Annotated in this window: 15 protein-coding genes; 6 read left to right on the forward strand and 9 right to left on the reverse strand. The window is 71.5% G+C overall.

From position 1 onward, the window contains the following. Positions 1–19: 19 nt before the first annotated feature. Positions 20–1,144, reverse strand: a complete 1,125-nt coding sequence (locus H4696_RS26330) for a sensor histidine kinase (RefSeq protein ID WP_086855822.1) — start codon at positions 1,142–1,144, stop codon at positions 20–22. Positions 1,145–1,253: 109 nt separating this feature from the next. On the opposite strand from H4696_RS26330, the gene H4696_RS26335 reads away from it, so the two are divergent. From H4696_RS26335 to H4696_RS26345, 3 genes are read left to right on the forward strand one after another with little or no spacing between them, the layout of a single operon-like run. Continuing rightward, the gene (locus H4696_RS26335; protein WP_086855804.1) at positions 1,254–2,138 is read left to right on the forward strand and encodes an ABC transporter ATP-binding protein; all 885 of its coding nucleotides are present in this window, start codon (positions 1,254–1,256) and stop codon (positions 2,136–2,138) included. Between the two features lie 11 nt (positions 2,139–2,149). After that, complete coding sequence (locus tag H4696_RS26340) at positions 2,150–2,869, forward strand: ABC transporter permease (protein WP_086855803.1); 720 nt, start codon at positions 2,150–2,152, stop codon at positions 2,867–2,869. A gap of 26 nt (positions 2,870–2,895) precedes the next feature. Beyond that, positions 2,896–4,329, forward strand: coding sequence for an alpha/beta hydrolase (locus H4696_RS26345; protein ID WP_086855802.1), 1,434 nt, complete (start codon positions 2,896–2,898; stop codon positions 4,327–4,329). Between the two features lie 63 nt (positions 4,330–4,392). Here H4696_RS26345 and H4696_RS26350 read toward each other — a convergent pair whose 3' ends face one another. The 7 genes from H4696_RS26350 to H4696_RS26380 all read right to left on the reverse strand — a co-directional run bounded on the left by H4696_RS26350 (position 4,393) and on the right by H4696_RS26380 (position 14,915). Then, positions 4,393–7,518, reverse strand: coding sequence for a TIM-barrel domain-containing protein (locus tag H4696_RS26350; RefSeq protein WP_086855801.1), 3,126 nt, complete (start codon positions 7,516–7,518; stop codon positions 4,393–4,395). 393 nt (positions 7,519–7,911) lie between these two features. After that, the gene (locus H4696_RS26355) at positions 7,912–8,697 is read right to left on the reverse strand and encodes a DeoR/GlpR family DNA-binding transcription regulator (protein ID WP_086855800.1); all 786 of its coding nucleotides are present in this window, start codon (positions 8,695–8,697) and stop codon (positions 7,912–7,914) included. Between the two features lie 78 nt (positions 8,698–8,775). Further along, positions 8,776–10,629 carry a DUF5107 domain-containing protein gene (locus tag H4696_RS26360; protein WP_086855799.1) on the reverse strand — a complete coding sequence of 618 codons (1,854 nt, stop codon included), beginning with the start codon at positions 10,627–10,629 and terminating at the stop codon, positions 8,776–8,778. Then, positions 10,626–11,672: an ABC transporter ATP-binding protein gene (locus H4696_RS26365; protein ID WP_086855798.1), complete on the reverse strand. Its 1,047-nt coding sequence runs from the start codon at positions 11,670–11,672 to the stop codon at positions 10,626–10,628. Before H4696_RS26365 ends, H4696_RS26360 begins: the two co-directional genes overlap by 4 nt. A gap of 6 nt (positions 11,673–11,678) precedes the next feature. Continuing rightward, positions 11,679–12,584, reverse strand: coding sequence for a carbohydrate ABC transporter permease (locus H4696_RS51305; protein WP_086855797.1), 906 nt, complete (start codon positions 12,582–12,584; stop codon positions 11,679–11,681). Beyond that, a complete protein-coding gene (locus H4696_RS26375; RefSeq protein ID WP_086855796.1) occupies positions 12,565–13,521 on the reverse strand; it encodes a carbohydrate ABC transporter permease in 957 nt (318 codons plus the stop codon). Before H4696_RS26375 ends, H4696_RS51305 begins: the two co-directional genes overlap by 20 nt. Further along, a complete protein-coding gene (locus H4696_RS26380; RefSeq protein ID WP_086855795.1) occupies positions 13,521–14,915 on the reverse strand; it encodes an ABC transporter substrate-binding protein in 1,395 nt (464 codons plus the stop codon). The genes H4696_RS26375 and H4696_RS26380 overlap by 1 nt, the downstream gene beginning before the upstream one ends. 273 nt (positions 14,916–15,188) lie before the next feature. Here H4696_RS26380 and H4696_RS26385 point away from each other — a divergent pair, with 273 nt between their 5' ends. The 3 genes from H4696_RS26385 to H4696_RS26395 are packed head-to-tail and all read left to right on the forward strand — an operon-like array spanning position 15,189 to position 17,820. Next, a complete protein-coding gene (locus H4696_RS26385; protein ID WP_086855794.1) occupies positions 15,189–16,070 on the forward strand; it encodes an SIS domain-containing protein in 882 nt (293 codons plus the stop codon). After that, positions 16,067–16,969, forward strand: coding sequence for a 1-phosphofructokinase family hexose kinase (locus tag H4696_RS26390; RefSeq protein ID WP_086855793.1), 903 nt, complete (start codon positions 16,067–16,069; stop codon positions 16,967–16,969). The genes H4696_RS26385 and H4696_RS26390 overlap by 4 nt, the downstream gene beginning before the upstream one ends. Then, on the forward strand, positions 16,969–17,820 hold the full coding sequence (locus tag H4696_RS26395; protein ID WP_086855792.1) for a class II fructose-bisphosphate aldolase: 852 nt from the start codon (positions 16,969–16,971) through the stop codon (positions 17,818–17,820). The genes H4696_RS26390 and H4696_RS26395 overlap by 1 nt, the downstream gene beginning before the upstream one ends. Before the next feature lies 1 nt (position 17,821). Here H4696_RS26395 and H4696_RS26400 read toward each other — a convergent pair whose 3' ends face one another. After that, positions 17,822–19,963 (reverse strand): RICIN domain-containing protein, encoded by a 2,142-nt coding sequence (locus tag H4696_RS26400; RefSeq protein WP_249026801.1) that lies wholly within the window; start codon positions 19,961–19,963, stop codon positions 17,822–17,824. Between the last annotated feature and the right edge of the window lie 10 nt (positions 19,964–19,973).

The following is a 19,973-nucleotide window of genomic DNA, read 5'->3' on the forward strand; positions in this document are numbered from 1 at the left end:
CGGGGCGAAGCCCCGGTTGTCACGGCGCGGGGAAGGCCGCCGCGGTGCGGAAGCGGCCGCCGGAGTGCGAGACGTCCAGCTCGGCGCCGTGCTCCGCGAGGCGCTGCCGGAGCACCGCGAGCCCGCCGAGTTCGAGCGGGCCGGTGTCCGGTGCGCCGTCGTTGACGATCGCGATCCCGCGGCGGGTGAGCGTGATCCCCACCTGGCGGGCTTCGGCGTGGCGCAGGATGTTGGTCGTCGTCTCGCGCAGGACCTGGCCGAGCAGCTCGCCCGCGGTGGCGTCCACTTCGGACTCGCGCTCGACGCGGACGTGGATGCCCGCGGCCTCGAAGAGGTTCTTCGCGTTCTCCAGCTCGGCGGACAGGTTGAGCCGCCGCTGGGCGTAGGCGAGTTCCTTGGTCCGGTCGATGGTTTCGCCGACCAGGTCGTGCACCTCCCGCAGTTCCTCGCGCGCCCGGGCGGGTTCGCGGTCCAGCAGCTTCTCGGCCAGTGCCACCTTCAGCTTGACGACGTGCAGCGTGTGGCCCTGGATGTCGTGCAGGTCACTGGCGAAGCGCACCCGCTCCCGGCTGACGGCCAGCTCCGCTTCGCGGTCGCGGGACTGTTCCAGCTCCGCGATCAGGTCGAAGAAGCGCTGGCTGACGAACATGAAGGCGGTCGAGACCAGCATGGCGGCCGCGGGGACGGCGGCGAACTGGAACAGCCGCCAGCCGAACCGGTCGTCGTGCACGAGCGCGTTCGTCGCGCCCAGGACCGCGATCAGGGCGGCCAGCCCGCCCAGCGCGGCGAGCCGGTGGCGCGGCAGCGGCGGGATGAGGTACGAACCCACGACGGACAGGCCGAAGAACGCGGCGGTGTCGTCGGTCAGCGCCCCGGCCAGGCAGACCACCGAGGCGACGACCAGGCTCGGGCGCGCGACGCGCAGGTAGTCGCCCGCGGTCCAGCGCTCGGCGGTCGCCAGCGCCGCGACCAGCCCGGCGACCTGGATCACGACGTGCCACCAGGACCGGGCGGTCAGGAACAGCAGCAGCACGCCGACGATCACCAGCGGCGGCACGGTCGTGATCAGGTTCAGCCGGCGCAGCCGCTCCTGGACGCCCCCGCCGGTCCAGGAGCTCCTTCGCGCGATCATCGGCACTTCCACGAACCCGAGCGTATCCGGCTGAGCGGGTTCCACCAGTGACACCACGTCACATCCCGGGGTGACGTCGCCACACTGCCGGGCCGCCGCGATCCACGCTGGAATCCGTGGCATGTCCACGACACCGGTCATCGACGTCGATCGCCTCACCCTCGCCTACGGCGGCTTCCCCGCCGTGAAAGACCTTTCGTTCCAAGTGGATCGCGGGGAGCTGTACGCCCTGCTCGGCACGAACGGCGCCGGCAAGACCTCGACCCTGGAGACGGTCGAAGGTCACCGCGCGCCGACCTCGGGGGCCGTGCGGGTGTTCGGCAAGGACCCCCGCGACCGCGCCGCCGTCCGCCCGCGGATGGGGATCATGCTGCAGGAGAGCGGGTTTTCCGCCGACCTGACCGTGCGCGAGACCGTCGGGCTGGTCGGGCGGCTCACCGAGCGGCACGACGACGTCGGGCGCGTGCTCGGCGTCGTCGACCTGACCCGCAAGGCGGGCACCAAGGTCGGGCAGCTCTCGGGCGGGGAGAAGCGGCGGCTCGACTTCGCCACCGCCGTCTACGGCACGCCCGAACTGGTCTTCCTCGACGAGCCCACCACCGGCCTCGACATCCAGTCGCGGGACGCGCTCTGGGACGCCGTCGACCGGCTGCGCGAGGACGGCGCCACCGTCGTGCTCACCACGCACTACCTCGAGGAAGCGCAGCAGCGCGCCGACCGCATCGGGCTCATGCACCAGGGTGCCTTCCACCGCGAGGGCACCGTCGCCGAGCTGACCAGGACGCTGCCGTCGACCATCCACTTCGGACTCCCGGCCCACGCGCCGTCGCCGCCACTGCTCGCCACGCGGGGCGTGGACGGCAAGTACCTCGTCGAGACCTTCGGCCTGCAAAAGGACCTGTACACGCTGCTGGCCTGGGCGCGGGACCAGGCCGTGGAGCTGCTCGACCTGCAGGCCGGGCCGACGCGGCTCGACGACGTCTTCCGCGCCATCGAGAACTCCTGAGAGAGGCAACCATGCTGACGATCGCCCGCGGCGAGCTGCTCCAGCTTTTCCGGAACCGGCTCGTCCTCGTCACCGCGCTGGTCCTGCCGGCCGCGCTCAGCGCGTTCTTCATCGCCCGGCACGACGTGTTCGCCGAGGTGGGCAGCCTCGGCTACATCGCGACGCTGACGTTGTTCTTCGTGCTGGGCATCGGCCTCTACACCACCGCGGTGACGACGCTGGCCGCCCGCCGCCAGAACCTGTTCCTCAAGCGCCTGCGCTCGACCGCGGCGAGCGACGCCGGGATCCTCGGCGGGCTGCTGCTGCCGGTCACCGCGATCGCGGTGGTCCAGATCGCCGTGCTGCTCGCCGTGCTGGCTGTGGTCACCGGGCAGCCGGCGAACCCGCTCCTGCTGGCCGCCGCCGTCGTGGCCACCGTGGTGATGATGCTCGCGCTGGGCCTGGCCACGGCCGGGCTGACGAACTCGCCCGAACACGCCCAGGTGACCACGCTGCCGATCAGCTTCGGCGTGATCGCGGTGGCCGGCTGGGTCGGCCTCACCGGCACCGGGGAGCTCACGCTGCTCAAGCGCCTGCTGCCCGGCGGCTCGGCGGCCGAGCTGGTGCTCGACGCGTGGAACGGCGGCCGCCCGGTCGCCGATTCACTCGTCCTCTTCGCCCCGACCCTCGCCTGGGTCTTCGTCGCGGTCGTGCTGGCGACGCGGCTCTTCCGCTGGGAACCGCGCCGCTGACCGCGGTGCGAACGAAAGGAAATCCGATGCGCAAAACCTTGCTGGCCGTCGCGATCGCCGTGGCCGGCGCGACGACCGTCGTCCCCGCGGCGTCCGCCGCACCGGCCACCCTGGACTGGGGACCGTGCCCGGCCGGGGCGTTCCCGACGCCGGATCTGCAGTGCACGACCATGAAGGTCCCGCTGGACTACCGGGATCCGGGCGGGCGCACGATCGACATCGCGGTGTCGCGCCTGCCGAGCAAGAACCCGGCGAAGCGACGGGGCGTGCTGCTGACCAACCCGGGCGGTCCCGGCGGCGGTGGCCTGGACTACCCGCAGCTGCTGAAGCTCGTGCGGATGCCGCAGGACGTGCTCGACTCCTACGACATCATCGGGTTCGACCCGCGCGGGGTCGCGCACAGCACGCCGGTGACGTGCGACCTGAAGCCGGAGCAGATCGCCGTCGGGAACCTGCCGTACGCGAACGGCCCGGCCGACGTCGTGAAGCAGGCCGCGCTGGCCAAGCAGGAAGCCAAGCAGTGCGCCGAGGCGAAGACCGGGTCGCTGCTGCCGTACGTCACCACGGCGAACACCGCGCGGGACATGGACCGCATCCGCGCGGCACTCGGGGAAGCGAAGGTCTCGTACCTCGGCGCGTCCTACGGCACGTACCTCGGCGCGGTGTACACGACGCTGTTCCCCGAGCGCAGCGACCGGTTCGTGCTGGACAGCAGCCTCGGGCCGGGCGGCTACGACATCGACGCGATGCACGGCTTCGCCCGGGGCATGGAGGACCGGTTCCCGGACTTCGCGAAGTTCGCCGCGGCGCACCCGGAGTACGGCCTCGGCACCACGCCGGCGCGGGTGACGGCCAAGTTCCACGAGCTGGCGGCGCGGCTGGACCGCGCGCCGGTCGAGGGCGTCGACGGCTCGGTCTTCCGCGGCCTGACGTTCGAAGGCCTGTACTCGACGGACCTGGCCCCCTTGGCCGTGAACTGGCAGGCGCTCGACCAGGGCCGGCCCCCGGCGCCGCCGGTGGAACCGGTGACCGGCGTGGAAAACCTGCTGGCGTCCCGGTTCGCGGTGATCTGCGGGGACTCGGCGTGGCCGCGGTCGATCGCGAGCTACCAGGTGGACGTGGCCGTCGCCCGGGTCCGCTACCCGCTGATCGGCGCGGGCGCGGCGAACATCGCGGCGTGCGCGTACTGGGCCCCGCCGGCCGAGCCGCGGGTGCGGATCACCGGCCACGGCCCGGCGAACGTGCTGATGGTGCAGAACCAGCGTGACCCGGGCACGCCGTTGTCGGGCGCCCGCAAGCTGCGCGCGGCGTTCGGCGAGCGTGCCCGGATGATCACGATCGACCAGGGCGGGCACGGGGCCTACCTGTTCACGCCGAGCAAGTGCGGGAACTCGCTCGTGACCGCGTTCCTGGTGAGCGGGCAGCGGCCGGCCGACACGTTCTGCGCCGCGGGAAGCTGACCGCAGGCCGGTCGTGAGTGTTCGGTCGGGTTGGAACCCGACCGAACACTCACGACCCGTCGGTCACGCGATGCCGGTGGCGAACACGTGCAGGGCCGAGTTCGACGGCAGCGTCACCGCCACCACCTCCTTGCCCGCGGTCAGCGGGACGGAGTTCGCGAACACCCGGTACGGCGTCGTCGGGTACGCCGGGCCGGTGCGGGTGTTCTTGCCCAGCACCGTCGCGACGGTGGTCGCGCCGTACTGGGCCGGGTCGGCGCAGCACCAGTTCGGGACGCCGACGTCGGCCTGGCTCGTGCTGCCGTCCGCGTACTGGACGAACACCGTGCCCTTGGCCGTCCCCGTACCGGTGCCCGCGAACACCAGCTTGGTGCCGGTGCCCCGGACGGCGATGGTCTGGCCGGCGGCCACGGCGTTGTCCGCCTTGCCGCTGCCCGCGTCCGGCCAGGTCAGCGTGGCACCGTTCGCGGTGAACGCCGCGCCCGGCTTGAGGCCCGCTTCCGCCAGGCCCTCCGCGCGGAAGCTGCTGCCGCCGCCGTCGAGGTCGCCCGCCGTCACGTGCGCCGCGTCCGTGACCCCGACGTTCCCGTACGCCGCGGCCAGCGAGGCGTACGGGACGGTGACGGTTGCCGAGTCGGTCACCTGGTGCGCCCCCAGCCGGGCTTGGTAGGACGCGGTGGCCGTGACCTGATAGTCGGCCGGCTTGAGCCCGGCGTCCGGGGTCAGTTTCACCGGAACCTTCACCGTCTGACCGGGCAGGACGAGCTTCGGCGTGGCCGGGACGTCGGCCCGGAAGCCGTTGCCCCGCAGAGAAAGCCGCACGTCCTGGACCGGCAGCGGGGTGCCGTTGGTGAACCCGAGCGTGCCGGTCACGGCCTGGCCCGGCGCGGCCACCGGCGGCACGGTCAGCGCGACCGAGCCGTTGTCGTCCTCGGGGAAGATGCCGCCGACCGCGCTGGTGCCGGACAGGCGGACGTCCTGCCGGTCGCCGGCGCCGAGCTGCCCGGTCTTGACGCGCACGACACCCTTGCCCGCGGGGTCGTACCACCAGCCCGACGACGCCTGGTCGAGTTCGGCCTTGCTGCCGTACTGGCGCAGCACCGAGGTGCCGGCCTGGACCACGCCGGGCTTCGATCCCGTGTGGACGGTCAGCAGGTAGTTTCGCGCGGCCGGCTTCCCCGGGTAGGTGCCGGTGCTCGCGCCGATCCCGACGGTCACCGTGCCCGGGCCGGACTTCGGCGCGTCGACGGTGAACGTCTGCTTCGCCTGCTCACCGCGCTGGTAGCCGCGGGTCACGCCGTCGTCCTCGGTGAGGGTGAAGCTCCCGTGACCCTGCGGGTAGACGTCGAGGTCGAGTTCGCCCTTGTCGCGGGTCTGCCACGACTTCGTGCCCTCGGCCCACATCGGGACGACGGCCCCGGCGCGGACGAACAGCGGCAGCGTGTCCAGCGGGGCGTCGTAACCGTCCACTGTGGTGGGACCGGTGTAGGTCTTGCCGCTCCAGTAGTCCACCCACGTGCCCTTCGGCAGGTAGATGCCGTTGCGCACGTTCGCCTTCTCGTAGACCGGCGCGACGAGGAAGTCCGTGCCGGACAGGAACTCGTACTTCGCCTTGTCGGTCCACACGTTCGGGTCGTCCGGGTATTCCAGCGCCAGCGGCCGGACCTGGCCGACGCCGGTCTGGTGCGCCTGCGCCGAATAGCTGTAGGTGTAGGGCAGCAGCCGTTCCTTGAGCAGCAGGTACTTGCGGTTGATCGAGGTGTAGGGCTCGCCCTGGCGCCACGGCTGCTTGTCCGACGACGCCCAGCCGTCCATCGTCATCGCCGCCGGCAGGAAGGTCTTCCACTGCAGGTCGCGGACGTAGGTCTGCGGGCTGCCGCCGAAGATGCCGTCGATGTCGCCGGTGTTGTAGGCGATGCCGGACGTCGTCGCGCCCGCGTACGTCGGGATCTGCCACTTGATGTAGTCGTAGGACCCGGCCTGGTCGCCGCTCCACAGCACGCCGCAGCGCTGCGCGCCGGCCCAGCTCACCGGCTGCCAGACGAACCCGCGGGCGTCGCTGTTGTCCTCGATGCCCTTGTAGGCGGTGTCGCAGGCGTCGAGCGCGAACTGGTAGCCCGGGCCGACCCAGGCGACGTCCAGCTTGCGCACGCGCACGCCGGCCTTGACCTCCTCGGCCTGGTTCGGCACGCCGTCCTCGGTCCAGAGGCCCAGCTGCATGTTGTTCTTGCGCAGGCCTTCCCCGGTCTGCTGCAGGTTTTCGTAGCCGCAGCCGTAGCCGTCGTTGACCAGCATCCAGCCGTTCGGCATGCCGCTGCGCGTGTACCCCTCGGCGATCTTCACCGCGTCGAGCGTGTGCCGCTCCCCGCGGTTCGCGTTGTGCAGGTAGCAGTCGGAATCCCCGGTTTCGAGGCCGTAGATGGGCGGCAGGAACGGCTTTCCGACGAGGTCGGTGTAGCCGGAGACGACGTCCTTCAGTCCGTTGCCGACGACGTAGGTGGCGTCGAAGCGGCGTTCGTCGTGCGTGGTCTGCACCGGGTCGGTGAAGGAGTAGCTGCCGGGCGCGAAGGTGTTGCGCAGCACGCCGTAGCCCGCCGTCGAGGCGTAGAACGGCTGCGAGTTGGGCGCGCCGCCGTCGTTCCAGTTGTCGTCGGCGAAGATCTTGATGGTCTGGTCGCGGTGGCTGAACCGGCCGTTCTGCTCGCCGCCGCCGACGAACTGCTCGGCCGCGGTGCGGGCCAGGGTCTGAGTGGTCGTGGTGCCGGTCCAGGACAGCGGCGCGGACTCGGCCCAGCGCCGCGTGCGGTCGGCGCCGTCGTAGAGGGCGAACGTCAGCGGGTGCTTGTAGGCCCGCAGCGTCGCCTTGGGCGTCGAAATGGCCCAATAGGCGCCCTTGTCGACGCGCTGGGGCGTCGCCGGGGTCGTGGACTTCGGCCGGACGATCTTGTCCCCCGCCGGGTCGGTGAACGTCCCGTCGGGGGCGAGCCAGATCCGGACGGCGCCTTCGGCCGGGAAGCTCACGCGCACCGCCGCGGCTCCCGACTTCAGCGTGACCACCGGCCCGTCGGCGGCGATGCCGGTCAGGTCGCCGAGGCGGCCCGACGGCGAGTCCGCGTACGCCGCGCTGGGCGCCAGCCCGAGGGCGGCGACTGCGGCGAGACAAGTGAGCGATTGCGCAAGTCTGCTCATTAATGACACCTTTCGCGCACTAACACGCATGATGTGCTCTGTATAGCGCACGCTTCGCGCAGTGTCACTGCCTGACCGGTTCAGAGACCCAATTGCCCTACTTCCGTCGCGGGCTCGGGATGTCATGAACGACTCGTTCATGTCGTCTGGCGACAGGGCCTCGGCAAAGTCGTGCGGCCAGGCCACTCTGCCGCCGGTGAGCCGCTCGCCCCACACGTCTTGAATGACTCATTCAGGTCTTCGGGCGTCCTGAATGAGTCATTCAAGACACTGGAGCACCGCTGCGGACCGCACCGACGCGACTTTGCCGGGACCTGTCGTCTGGCGCGGTGAACGACTCGTTCATGACGTCCGGCCGCCGCGGCCGGCCCGACCTCGCCGGGCCCCGGGGGCTCAGACGGCTTGGACCGCGACTCCGGCGGCTTCGAACGCGCGGAGGGCGTCCGGGTCGGCGTCGGTGTCCGTGACCAGCGCGTGCACCTGCGTCGTCTCGCAGATGCGCGCGAACGCGCGGCGGCCCAGCTTCGAACCGTCCGCCACCGCGACCACGCGCTCGGCGCGCTCGACCATCAGGCGGTTGATGCTGGCCTCGCCCTCGTGGTGGGCGAACGCGCCCGCGTCCGGGTCGAACGCGTCGACGCCGAGGAACAGCAGGTCGATCGTCAGTTCACTGAGGACCCGCGTGGCCAGCGGGCCGCTCAGCTCGAACGACTGCGGCCGCGCGACGCCGCCGGTGACCACGATCTTCACGTTCGGGCGGACCGCGAGCTCGTGCGCGATGTTCAGCGCGTTCGTGACGACGGTGAGGCCCGGTGCGTCGCCGCGGCCGGACAGGTCGGGGCGGATCGCCAGTGCCCGCGCGACTCCGGCGGTCGTGGTGCCGCCGTTCAGGCCGACCACCATGCCCTTCGCGGCGAACGCGGCCGCGGCGGTGCTGATCCGCTGCTTCTCCGGCACGTGCCGCGCGGTCTTGTAGCGCAGCGGCAGGTCGTAGGCGAGGTCGTTGGCGACCGCGCCGCCTCGCGTCCGCGTGAGCAGCTGCTGTTCGGCCAGGTGGTCGAGGTCGCGGCGGATCGTGGCGGCGGAGACGTCGAGCTCCGCGGCCACGTCCTCGACGTCGATTTTTTCCCGCTGCCCCAGCATGTCCAGCAGGGTGCTCAAGCGTTCGTGCCGGGCCATCGCGGTACTCCCTAGTTCACTCTCGGCGAGCAGTATGCTGCATCGCCGCCGTCCGCCGCGCCCCGGCACGCCGCGCCGCTACTTCATCCGGAAGTCGTACTCCGGCGGCATCGGGTCCGCCGAGAGCGCTTTCCAGGTGTCCGAAAGGGATGTCTCGCCTTCGCGGATGTTCGCGATCTCGAACCCCGCGTCGAACACGGCCTTCGCGCCCGCGCGGTCCCCCAGCGCGAGCCGGGTGAGCGCGGTCAGCAACGCGAGCCGGCCGTCGGCTCGCCCGGGCAGCAGGGAAACCGGGGCGTGCCCGGCCGCCAGCTGTGCCGAAACCGCTTCGACGAGCAGCGGCCGCACGTCCGGCGCCAGTTCCCGGGCACGCAGGAACAGCCTCGCCGACTCCCCGGCGTCCGGGGCGGCGACGGCGAGGTTGCGCAACGCCCACGCGTTCTCCTCCGCCGCCACCGAAGCACGCCACGCTTCCCGCGCCGCTTCCCGGTCACCGGCCGCCCACCGGGCGACACCGCGGTGGTACCACGTCAGCCAGGTGTCCCCGGTGTGCTCGAGCAGGTCGGCCCAGTAGCGGTTGACCAGGGTCGCGGGCGGCGCGGCGCGCGGGTCCGCATCCGGCACCTCGCCGTCCAGGAGGTCCAGCCACGGCTGCTGCTCCGGCCCCAGCGTCTCCTTCGGGAACGGCGTGCCCGGCAGGCACGCCACCATGCGCTGGGTTTCCAGCGCGCCCCAGCCCGAACCGGTGGCCAGCAGCCCGCCCGGCTCGGTGTCCGCGATCCCCCGCCACGCCCGGTGGCGCGCGTCGAGCACGGCCGCGGACGGCAAGCCCGCGACCGCGTCCGTGGCGGCCCCCCAGTCCTCGCCGTGCACCGCGGCCGGGTCCGCCGTCACCGGGCCGTACGCCTCCAGCCAGTCCCATTCTTCGCCCGGCGGGAGGCGCAGGTGCTCCAGCTGCGTGCGGGCCAGGCCCGCCTGGATCTCCAGGTAGCCCGTCTCCGCGCCCGGCGCGAGCCACTCCTGCCAGTGCCTGCCGCCCGCGGATTCGCCCCACAGGAACAGTTTCCGGCCACGCAGGCGGGCCGTCGAGGCCTGGCCGAGACCGGTACCCGTCTCGTCGACCGCCGCGATCCACGGGCGCTCCGAAGCCACCTCGAAGAAGTAGTCGGCGGCCGCGCCCGCGCGCGCCGGGTAGGTCAGCTCACCGGGCACGTCGACGAGGTCCAGCCGGCCCGAATAGCCGTAGTGCCAAGCCTGGTCCGCGGGCACGAGCACCCGCGTCGACGCCGTCTGCGGCACGGCGGTGTTCGACCACCAGTAGACCGGGACGTCATGGGAGTGCGGGTTGCGGATCCGCACCCCGACGAACAGGTGTTCCGAACCTTCGGGCAGCCAGAAGTCCAGCTGGTACGGCAGGTCCCGGGTGCGCTCCCACTCCCACAGCCGCAGCACAGGTGTCCCGTCCGGGCCCTCGACCTCGGCCGCGAACATCGGCGCGCAGGTCAGCGCCGTGTGCCCGGTGCTGCCCAGGTTCCACTCGACGCCACCGGCGAACCACGCGTCCCGCAGCGCGAGGTTCGCGGGCTGGAACACCGGGTTGCGGTACAGCAGCTCGCGCCCGGACGGCTGGTGCACCAACGACCAGAGCCGCCCGCCGAGCGACGGCAGGATCGTCGCACGCAGCAGGTCGTTCTCCAGCACCAGCGCGGGCAGCTCCCGGACAGCGCGTTCGCGCGTGTAGCCGTCTTGAAGCCGGTACGGCAGCACGGTGTCGAGCCGCCCGTACGCCAGCCCGGCGGCCAGGTCGGCGGGCAGCTCGTCCACATTGGACACCGACGCCACGGCTTCCGGCTTCACCAGCGGCGGCAGCGGGTTCTCCGGACCCAGCTCCGCCGCGGGCAGCGTGATCGACGTGCGGCGAAGCTCGGTCATGCGTCCGGCAGCCTTTCCCCGGTGGCCGCGTCGAACAGGTGGACCGCGTCCGGCTTCGGCGCCAGGGTGATCGGCTCGCCACGCCGCCACGGCGCCATGCCCGGCGTCCGCACGGTCAGCACCCGCTCCCCCGCCCGGCAGTACAGGTACTGGTCGCTGCCCAGCTCCTCCACCACCTCGACGACGGCTTCGTAGCCGCCCCCGCCGAGCGTCCAGCCCTCCGGCCGGACCCCCACGACGAGGTCGGGGCCGGTGAGCGCCGAGCGCTGCGCCGGGGTGAGCGGCACCGTCGCCTCGTCCACCTTCGTCTCCAGCAGGTTCATCGACGGCGAGCCGATGAACCCGGCCACGAACACGTTGGCCGGTCGCGAAAACAGGCCGATCGGCGTGTCGCACTGCTGGAGCACGCCGTCGCGCAGGACCGCGACCCGGTCGCCCATGGTCATCGCTTCGACCTGGTCGTGCGTGACGTACAGCGTGGTGATGCCCAGTCGGCGCTGCAGCGACGCGATCTGCGTCCGCGTCTGCACCCGCAGCTTGGCGTCCAGGTTGGACAGTGGCTCGTCCATCAGGAACACGCTCGGCTCGCGCACGATCGCGCGGCCCATCGCGACGCGCTGGCGCTGCCCGCCGGACAGCTTGGCCGGCTTGCGGTCCAGGTACTCCGTCAGGTCCAGCAGCGCCGCGGCCTCGCGCACCCGCCGCTCCCGCTCGGCCTTCGGCAGCTTTGCCAGCTTGAGGTGGAAGCCGATGTTCTCGCCGACCGACATGTGCGGGTAGAGCGCGTAGTTCTGGAACACCATCGCGATGTCCCGGTCCTTCGGCGGCAGCTCGGTGACGTCGCGGTCGCCGATGTGGATGGACCCTTCGTCGACGCCCTCCAGCCCGGCCAGCATCCGCAGCGTCGTCGACTTGCCGCAGCCGGACGGACCGACCAGCACGAGGAATTCGCCGTCCTGGACGTCGAGGTCGAAGCCGTCGACGGCCGGGCGGTCCACTCCGGCGTAGAACCGGGTCGTGTCCCGGAAACTCACGGTGGCCATCTGCTCCTACTTTCCGGCGCCGAGGGTCAGGCCGGTGATGATCCGGCGGGCGAGCACGAGGTACAGCACGAGCATCGGGAGCACGACGATCGCCACGCCGGCGATCAGGCCGCCGTACTCCGACTGGTAGCTCGCCGCGCCGTAGAAGGTGAACAGCGCGCGGGAAAGCGTGAAGTGGGCCTGGTCCTTGAGGAACACGATCGCCAGCAGCGTCTCGTTCCACAGGCCGATCGCGTTGAGCGTCAGCGCCGTGATCAGGCCGCCGCGGGCGAGCGGCAGCATGACCGAGAAGAACGTCCGGGCCGGGGAAGCGCCGTCCAGCGAGGCCGCTTCCTCGAGTTCGTCCGGCAGCGAGCGGAAGAAGCCGGTCAGCAGGAACACCGTGAACGGGATCGACAAAGCGACGTACAGCAGGAAGAGCCCGTACTCGTTGTCCAGGTGGATCCGGCTGAGCACCACGAACAGCGGGATGATCACGGTCTGGAACGGCACGCCCATGCCGATCGCGACGACGTTCGTCATCGGCCCGGAGCCGCGCACGCCGAGCCGGGTCAGCGCGTACGCGCAGGGTGCGGAGACGGCGACGGTCGCGACCGTCGCGAGGCCGACCAGGACCACCGTCGTCACCACCGCGTCGCCGAACCCGGCGTTGTTCCACGCGTAGACGAAGTTCCGGAACGGCTTGCCGACGTGGAACCACTGGTACGGCAGCGCGAACGGCTTGGTGAAGATCTCCACCGGCGTCTTGAACGCGGCCGTCAGCAGCCAGTACAGCACCAGGACGTTGCCCGCGGTGAACGCCCAGACGAACACCGAACCCAGCAGCCGCAGCGGGCTGAACCTGCGTGAGCCCGGAGCCGGCTTCGGTTTGCGCGGCGCTTGCCGCACGACGTCAGAACTGGATCGCGTCACGGCGCATCACCCGCCTCAGCAGCACGACCAGGATCGACACGAGCGCGATCATCGCCACCGCGCAGGCGCAGGCGGCGCCGAAGTCCGGCGTGCCGTTGGAGCCGAAGGTCCGGTCGAAGACGTAGATCCCGAGCGTCCACGCCTGGTTCGGCGGGGCGTACGTGCCCGGCCCGGCCAGCACGAACACCAGCTCGAAGATCTTCAGCGCGTTGATCGTCCACAGCACCCCGGCGACGCCGACGACGTCCCACGTCATCGGCAGCGTGATGTTGCGGAACTTCTGCCACGGCGACGCGCCACCGAGTTCCGCGTCTTCGTAGAGGTACGGCGGGATCCGGTCGACCGCGGCCATCAGGATGGTGATGTAGAAACCGGAACTGGCCCAGATCAGCGACGCCGTCACGACGCCGGTCACGTTGGCCGGGGCCAGGAACTTGGCCGCGTCCGCGCCGACGTGCTCCAGGACGTAGTTGGCCAGCCCCTGCTTGCCGGGCTGGTACTTGAACACGAACCCGAGGAACATCCCGAGCGCCACCGGCGCCACGATGTTCGGGAAGAACAGGATGGCGCGGACGACCTTGCCGCCGCGCATGTCCCGCAGCACCATGGTGAACAGGAACGCGAGCGCGAACGTGCCGATGCCGCCGGCGAAGACGTACACCAGCGTGTTGCGGAAGGCGTATTGGAACGAGTCGCTCGCCCACATCTGCGTGTAGTTGGTGACGCCGTTGGGCTTCGGCGTGTCCCCCGCGCCGGCCCAGCTGGTGAAGGACAGGACCACCGTCCCGACCGTCGGCAGCACCAGGAAAGCCAGGTACAGCACCAGCGCGGGCGCGGCGAACGGCCAGAACAGCCGCCGCTTGCGGCGCAGGTGCGCGCCGCCGGCGGCACGGTCCCCCTGAGCCCGTGCCGCCGTCGTCGTGGTGAGCGTGGCCATCAGCCCTGGTTCTTCCAGAAGCCGGCGCTCTTGGTGGCGAGCTGGTCGACGAACTGCTCCGGCGTCAGCTGCCCCTTGAGCAGCGCGGTGTCGGCCGGGTCGAAGACGTCGGTCTGCCACTTGCCGCCGGCGATGCCGTCGATCCCGTCGTACTGCAGGACGTGCTCCTTCTTCGGGTCGTCCAGCGCGGCCTTGACCTGCTTGAGGTCGTCCGGCACGGCGAGGTCGGCGCGCGGCACGAGGTTGTCGGCCACCGCCGGGATGCCGGAGAGGATGTCCTTGTTGAGGAAGTAGGCGATGAACGCCTTGGCGGCCTCGGCGTGCTTGGCCTTCTTGGTCACGGCGAAGCCGATCGACATCTGCTCGACGGTGTCGTGCGTGGCGCCGGCCGGCATCGGGAACTGGAAGGAGCCGTAGGCGATCTTCGTGCCCGCGCCCTGCTTGTCCAGGTACTCGCGCGTCTCGCTCGGCGCCCAGGTGCCGACGTAGAGGTAGCGCGAGTCGCCGTCCGCCCAGCGCTGCTGCACCTGCGGGAACTTCGCCGCGTCCCAGCCGTCGATGAAGTACTTGGGCAGCTTCGCGGTTTCGGTGGCGGCCTTGAGGAAGCCGGGATCGGTCTTCCAGGACTGGCCGGTCTTGTCGGTGGCGGCCTTGTTGAGCCCGCCCGCGCCGACGTACCGCTCGGCGAGCTGGGTGAAGAAGTACATGTTGTAGAACGGGATGTCGCCGTCCTGGCTGATCGCCGCCTTGCCGTCGGCCTTCGCCTTGTCGAACAGCGCGATCAGGTCGTCCATCGACTTGGGCTGCTGGACGTCACCGGCGGAACCCTTGTCGTACCACCACGCGCTGGACTGGATGGTGTACGGGACCATGAAGTTCTGGCCCGTCTTGTCCTTGTTCTGCGGGAAGTCGTAAGAGCTCTTCGAGAGCACGTCCCGGACCGTCTTGTCGCCCTCGCCGACCTTCATCGCGAAGACGTCGTCGAGGCCCTGCGTGCCACCGGGGGTCATGATGGCCGCGCCGACCTTGCTGACGTCCTGGTCGAACAGGTCCGGCACCGCGTCGGTGTTCAGCGCGGGCACCAGGTTCTGCGTGTAGGCCTTGCGCCCCAGCCACTGGACATTGACCTTGACGCCGGTCTTCTCCTGGAAGCACTTGAACGCCTTCTGCAGCACCTTCCCCTGCGGCTCATCGGCGGTCCACATGGCCCAGTAGGTGAACTCCTTGTCCGTGGCCGGCTTGACCGCGGCCTCCGGACAGGGCGCGTCGAGGTACTGGTCGACGCCGGGCAGGGCGTTCTCGCCGGTCCCGCTGCCGGTGTCCGCGCCCCCGCCGCACCCGGCCAGCAGGAGGGACACCCCCGCCGTCCACGCCATGAGCTTGCTCCGCCGCATATCGCCACCGCCCACATCGATGAGGAACACGCCTTCTGCGCGTTGCTGCGCAGTTTTAACAGCTTTCGAGCACTTGTCAACACCGAGTCGCCCTTGCCGCGCACCTGCCAAAGCCCGAGGTGCTCGGGTGATCAGGCACGTAACCACACCTCGGGACGTGCTCGCACCTCGACGCATCCGCTGCGCGCAAGTGATCGATTGATGCGTTGACGTTGCACAAAGTTGCATCTAACGTGTCGGGTGTTGCGCACAACCGGCACGGATGGGGAGTTCATGAGCGGGACCTTCATGGCTGCGGAGATCGCCAGCCAGCCCGGCTGCTGGCGGGAAGCGGGTGCGCTGGCCGCGGCGAACGACGGCCGGCTGCCCCCGGCGGGCGCCCGGGTGGCGATCGTCGGCTGCGGGACCTCGTGGTTCGTCGGCCAGGCCTACGCGGTGCTGCGCGAAACCGCCGGGCTCGGCGAGACCGACGCGTTCGCCGCGTCCGAGTTCCCGGTGGGCCGCGCCTACGACCACGTGCTCGCGCTGACCCGCTCGGGCACCACGACCGAGGTGCACACGCTGCTCGCGAAGCTGCGCGGCCGGACGAAGACCACGGTGATCACCGGGGTGCCGGGCGAGGTGGCCGGCACCGCCGACGCGATCGTCGACCTGTCCTCGGTGGACGAACGCTCGGTCGTGCAGACCCGGTTCGCCACCACCGCGCTGGCGATGCTGCGCGCGCACCTCGGCGAGGACCTGACCGAGGTCGTCGCGCAGGCCGAGCGGGTGCTGGCCGAGCCGCTGCCCGACGCGCTGACCGGCGCGGAGCAGTTCAGCTTCCTCGGCACCGGCTGGTCGATCGGCATCGCGAACGAGGCCGCGCTCAAGTTCCGCGAGGCGTGCCTGCTGTGGACCGAGTCGTACCCGGCGTGGGACTACCGGCACGGCCCGATCAGCATCAGCGAGCCCGGCCGGGTGACCTGGATGTTCGGCACCGCGCCCGACGGGCTCGCCGACGACGTCCGGCGCGCCGGGGGCACGTTCGTCGAAAGCGGCCTCGACCCGCTCGCCGACCTCGTCCGCGCCCAGCTCGTGGCCGGGGCGATCGCCCGGCGGAAGGGCCTCGACCCCGACAACCCGCGCAGCTTGACGCGGTCCGTCGTGCTCACGTGATCGTCACCGTGACGCCGAACGCCGCGCTCGACGTCACGTACACGGTGGACGGCCTGGTGCCCGACGCCGTGCACCGGGCGCGCGACGTCCGGCACCGGGCCGGCGGCAAGGGCGTCAACGTCGCCCGCGTGCTGCACGCGCTCGGCGTCGACGTGCACGCGATCGCCACCGCCGGCGGGGCCACCGGGTCCGCGCTGGCCGCGGACCTCGGCGCGGCGGGACTGGCCGCGGAGCTGGTCCCGATCGGCGGCGAAACGCGCCGGACGACCACGGTGCTGTCCGCCGTGGACGGTTCGGTCACCCTCTTCAACGAGCCGGGCCCGGCGGTGACCGCGATGGAGTGGGCCCTGCTGGCCGAGCGCGTCCGCCGCCGCGACCCCGAGGTGCTGGTCTGCTCCGGCAGCCTGCCGCCCGGGGCGCCGGCCGACGGCTACGCGCGGCTGATCGAGGGCCGGAAGTCCGTTTTGGACACTTCCGGACCGGCATTGCTCGCTGGGCTGGCCGGGCGGCCCGCCGTCGTCAAGCCCAACGCCGCCGAACTGCGCGAGGTCACCGGGCTCGACGACCCCGGGCGGGCGGCCCGCGAACTCATGCGGGCCGGCGCGGGCGCGGTCGTCGTCTCGCTCGGCGCCGACGGCCTGCTCGCCGTCACGCCCGCGGGTACCTGGCGCGCCACGCCGTCCGGCGCGCTCAGCGGCAACACCACCGGCGCGGGGGACGCCGTCGTCGCGGCCCTCGCGCTCGGGCTCAGCCGGCTCGAGCCGTGGCCGGAGATCCTGCGCAGGGCCGTCGCGCTGTCCGGCGCGGCGGTGCTCGGGCCGCTCGCCGGCGACGTCGACCTCGCGCACTACCACCGGGAGCTGGCCGCCGTGCGCGTCCGGCCGGAACAGGAGTCCTGATGCCGCTCGTGAGCACCGGGGAGATCGTCGCGGAAGCCGCGTCGGCCCGGCGGGGTTGCGGTGCCTTCAACGCGATCCAGCTCGAACACCTCACCGCGATCACCGAAGGCGCGGCCCTCGCGGGCGCGCCGGTGATCGTGCAGCTCAGCCAGAACGCCGTGCGCTACCACGGCGCGCTGGCCCCGATCGGCGGCGCCGCGCTCGCCACGGCCCGGGCGGCCGAAGCCCGCGTCGCCGTGCACCTCGACCACGCCGAATCCCGCGACCTGGTGCGGGAAGCCGTCGGGCTGGGGTTCGGCTCGGTCATGTTCGACGCGTCCAAACTGGACTATGCCGACAACGTGCGCGAGACGCGGGAAGTCGTCGCGTTCTGCCACGACCACGGCGTCTGGGTCGAAGCCGAGCTCGGCGAAGTCGGCGGTAAGGACGGCGTGCACGCCCCGGGCGCGCGCACCGACCCGGACGAGGCGGCCGAGTTCGCCGCGGCGACCGGCGTCGACGCGCTCGCCGTCGCCGTCGGCAGCTCGCACGCGATGCTCACCCGGGACGCCGCGCTCGACTTCGACCTCATTTCCCGGCTGCGCTCGCGAGTCCCGGTGCCGCTGGTGCTGCACGGCTCGTCCGGGGTGTCCGACGAAGGCCTGGCCGAAGCGGTGCGGGCGGGGATGACGAAGGTCAACATCGCGACCCAGCTCAACAAGGTCTTCACCGCGGCGGCCGCGGGCGACTGGCGCAGCCACCCTGAGCGCGTGGACCCGCGCCGCTACCTGGGCGCGGGCCGCGACGCGGTGACGGCCGAGGTCCGCCGCCTCCTCGGCGTCCTCGGCCTGTCCGCGCTTCCTCGCTCCTGACTCAGCCGAGCGACCAGTGCTGCAGTGCGGCACCGGAAGCGGCCTGCTGGGTGACCGCGGCACCGTCCGAAGTGGACGCCATGGTCAGCAGCAGGCCACTGTGGACGGCCGCGAACGCGTACGTCCCGTCGGCCTGCCGGGCGGCCTTCCAGTGCTGGTTGGCCCCGCCCGTGCAGGTCCACTGGATGACCGCCGCGCCCGCCGTGGTGGCGCCGCCGTCGACGTCCGCGCACAGGCCGGATTCGACGTTGCGCAGTTCGTAGGAGCCGTCCGGCTGCGCGGTGAAGGTCCAGCTCTGGTTGGCGCCGCCGTTCGCGGTCCACGTGACGAGGTGGGTGCCCTTGGCGGTGCTGTGGCTGGGCACGTCGAGCGCCTTGCCGCCCACCGCGAGGGTGTGCGCGCCGGTCAGGACGGGCGCGGTGCCCACCGCCGTGATGGCCAGCGTCTGCTGCGCCGCGGTGCGGCCGCCGCCGGCCGCGCTGCCGGTGGTGTCGGTCCAGTGGCGGACCGGCGTGGTCTCGGCCGGCCGGGCCGCGGACATGCCGAGCACCAGGCCGCTGTAGCGGTTGACCAGGCGGTACGTCCCCGAAGCGCCGGGGATGACGAACCACTGCTGCCCCACCCCGGAACTGGACGTCACCGTCGGCACGGTCCCCCACGCCCGCGTGGCCGAGGACGCGGACGCGACCCCGAGCAGCCCGCCGCTCGCGGCGTTGGTGATCCGGTAGGACCCGTCGCCGTTGCCGGTGAACGACCACGCCTGCGCGGCCGAGCCGTCGCCGGCCGCGACCGACGTCGTCGCGGAACCGCTCTGGGCGAGGACCCGGCCTTCGCCGGTAGCGATCCGGTAGGTCTTGGCCGGGTCGAACGGGACCGCCGCGCGGACCGGGTTGTCGATCGAGACGTTCACGTACTCGCCGGAAGCGCCGCCAGAGCAGCCGAACGAGCAGTACGCGCGGAAGTTCTTGCCCACGATCGCCGAGCCGGTCTTGTTCACGCCGTCGACGAACCACCGGTACCACGACGCCGTGTGGTAATTGCCCGTGCCGCCGATCGGGTACCACTTCTGCGTGGCCAGGTCGTCGGTCGCGTAGTACTGCTGCGGCGCGTTCCCGCTCTGGTCGACCGCCTGCGGCTCGCCGATGTAGAGGCCGAGGTAGGCGTTGTAGGTGATGTCCATGACGAACAACGGCGAGGTCGCGGGCATCGTGCCGGCCGCGATCTGCTGGTCCGCGGTGCCGGTGTTCGCGGGGCTGTACTCCTTCGCGGCCGGCGTGTAGCCGGTGGCGCTGTCCGGCCCGACCGGCACCTGGTTGCTTTCCTTGCCGCCGACGCCCGGCTCGGTCCAGGCGCCGTCGTACCACTTGCGCCACGACCCCGGCGCCATCTTGGCCGAGATCGGCGCCCGTGCGGCGTGCGCGTAGAAGGCCTTCCAGCCGCCGTTCTTGTCGACCACGCGCGAGCCGTAGAAGACGTAGAAGTAGCCGGACGCGGTGTCGACGTAGAGCCGCTGGTCGCCGTCGCCGTAGTAGTAGGTCTGGTTCGGGAAGGCGGCGGTGTCCCCGCGTTTCGTGCTGTACGGCGACGTCAGGACGTGCGCTTGGATCTTCCAAGTCTTGCCCTGGTCGGTGGAGACCGCGTAGTCGATGGCGTCGTAGTGCAGGCCGTCGCCGAAGGGCTGCGGGGTGAACTCGTTGTGCACCAGGCCGTACCAGTCGCCGGTGTCCGGGTCGACCCAGGTGCCGACGAGGTCGCAGAAGTTCTTCTGCGAGTAGCTCGAACCGGACGGCGGGTTCGTCGCTTCCACCCCGGTCGGGCTGGTGTTGCACCGCTTCGTCGTGTCGTTGTTGCGGTCTTCGGGGTCCGCGGGGTTCACGGCGTCGCTGATGGTGTTCTTGGTGAAGCTGTCGAAGTCGCGGCCGCTGTAGAACTCCCACTCGCGCGGCTGCGTGGCGCCGTACAGCGCGGCGGACTGCTGGAAGTAGAAGGTGCCGTCCTTGTCGAGGTACGGACTGGCCGGCGAGTCGGTCGGGGTCGACCACGCGCCCTTCGACTGGACCGAAACGGTGTAACCGCTGGTGGGCGGCGCGGCTTCGGCGGGCGTCGCGGTACTGACGAGCACCGCGACGGCGGCCGTCAGCACGACGGCGCGT

The organism is Amycolatopsis lexingtonensis (assembly GCF_014873755.1).
GTDB lineage: Bacteria > Actinomycetota > Actinomycetes > Mycobacteriales > Pseudonocardiaceae > Amycolatopsis > Amycolatopsis lexingtonensis.

What these genes read in the sequence shown, in the direction of transcription:
- H4696_RS26335 (WP_086855804.1), top strand. Translation starts at nt 1,254, where the DNA reads ATGTCCACGACACCGGTCATCGACGTCGATCGCCTCACCCTCGCCTAC.
- H4696_RS26340 (WP_086855803.1), top strand. Translation starts at nt 2,150, where the DNA reads ATGCTGACGATCGCCCGCGGCGAGCTGCTCCAGCTTTTCCGGAACCGG.
- H4696_RS26345 (WP_086855802.1), top strand. Translation starts at nt 2,896, where the DNA reads ATGCGCAAAACCTTGCTGGCCGTCGCGATCGCCGTGGCCGGCGCGACG.
- H4696_RS26350 (WP_086855801.1), bottom strand. Translation starts at nt 7,518, where the DNA reads ATGAGCAGACTTGCGCAATCGCTCACTTGTCTCGCCGCAGTCGCCGCC.
- H4696_RS26355 (WP_086855800.1), bottom strand. Translation starts at nt 8,697, where the DNA reads ATGGCCCGGCACGAACGCTTGAGCACCCTGCTGGACATGCTGGGGCAG.
- H4696_RS26360 (WP_086855799.1), bottom strand. Translation starts at nt 10,629, where the DNA reads ATGACCGAGCTTCGCCGCACGTCGATCACGCTGCCCGCGGCGGAGCTG.
- H4696_RS26365 (WP_086855798.1), bottom strand. Translation starts at nt 11,672, where the DNA reads ATGGCCACCGTGAGTTTCCGGGACACGACCCGGTTCTACGCCGGAGTG.
- H4696_RS26375 (WP_086855796.1), bottom strand. Translation starts at nt 13,521, where the DNA reads ATGGCCACGCTCACCACGACGACGGCGGCACGGGCTCAGGGGGACCGT.
- H4696_RS26380 (WP_086855795.1), bottom strand. Translation starts at nt 14,915, where the DNA reads ATGCGGCGGAGCAAGCTCATGGCGTGGACGGCGGGGGTGTCCCTCCTG.
- H4696_RS26385 (WP_086855794.1), top strand. Translation starts at nt 15,189, where the DNA reads ATGAGCGGGACCTTCATGGCTGCGGAGATCGCCAGCCAGCCCGGCTGC.
- H4696_RS26395 (WP_086855792.1), top strand. Translation starts at nt 16,969, where the DNA reads ATGCCGCTCGTGAGCACCGGGGAGATCGTCGCGGAAGCCGCGTCGGCC.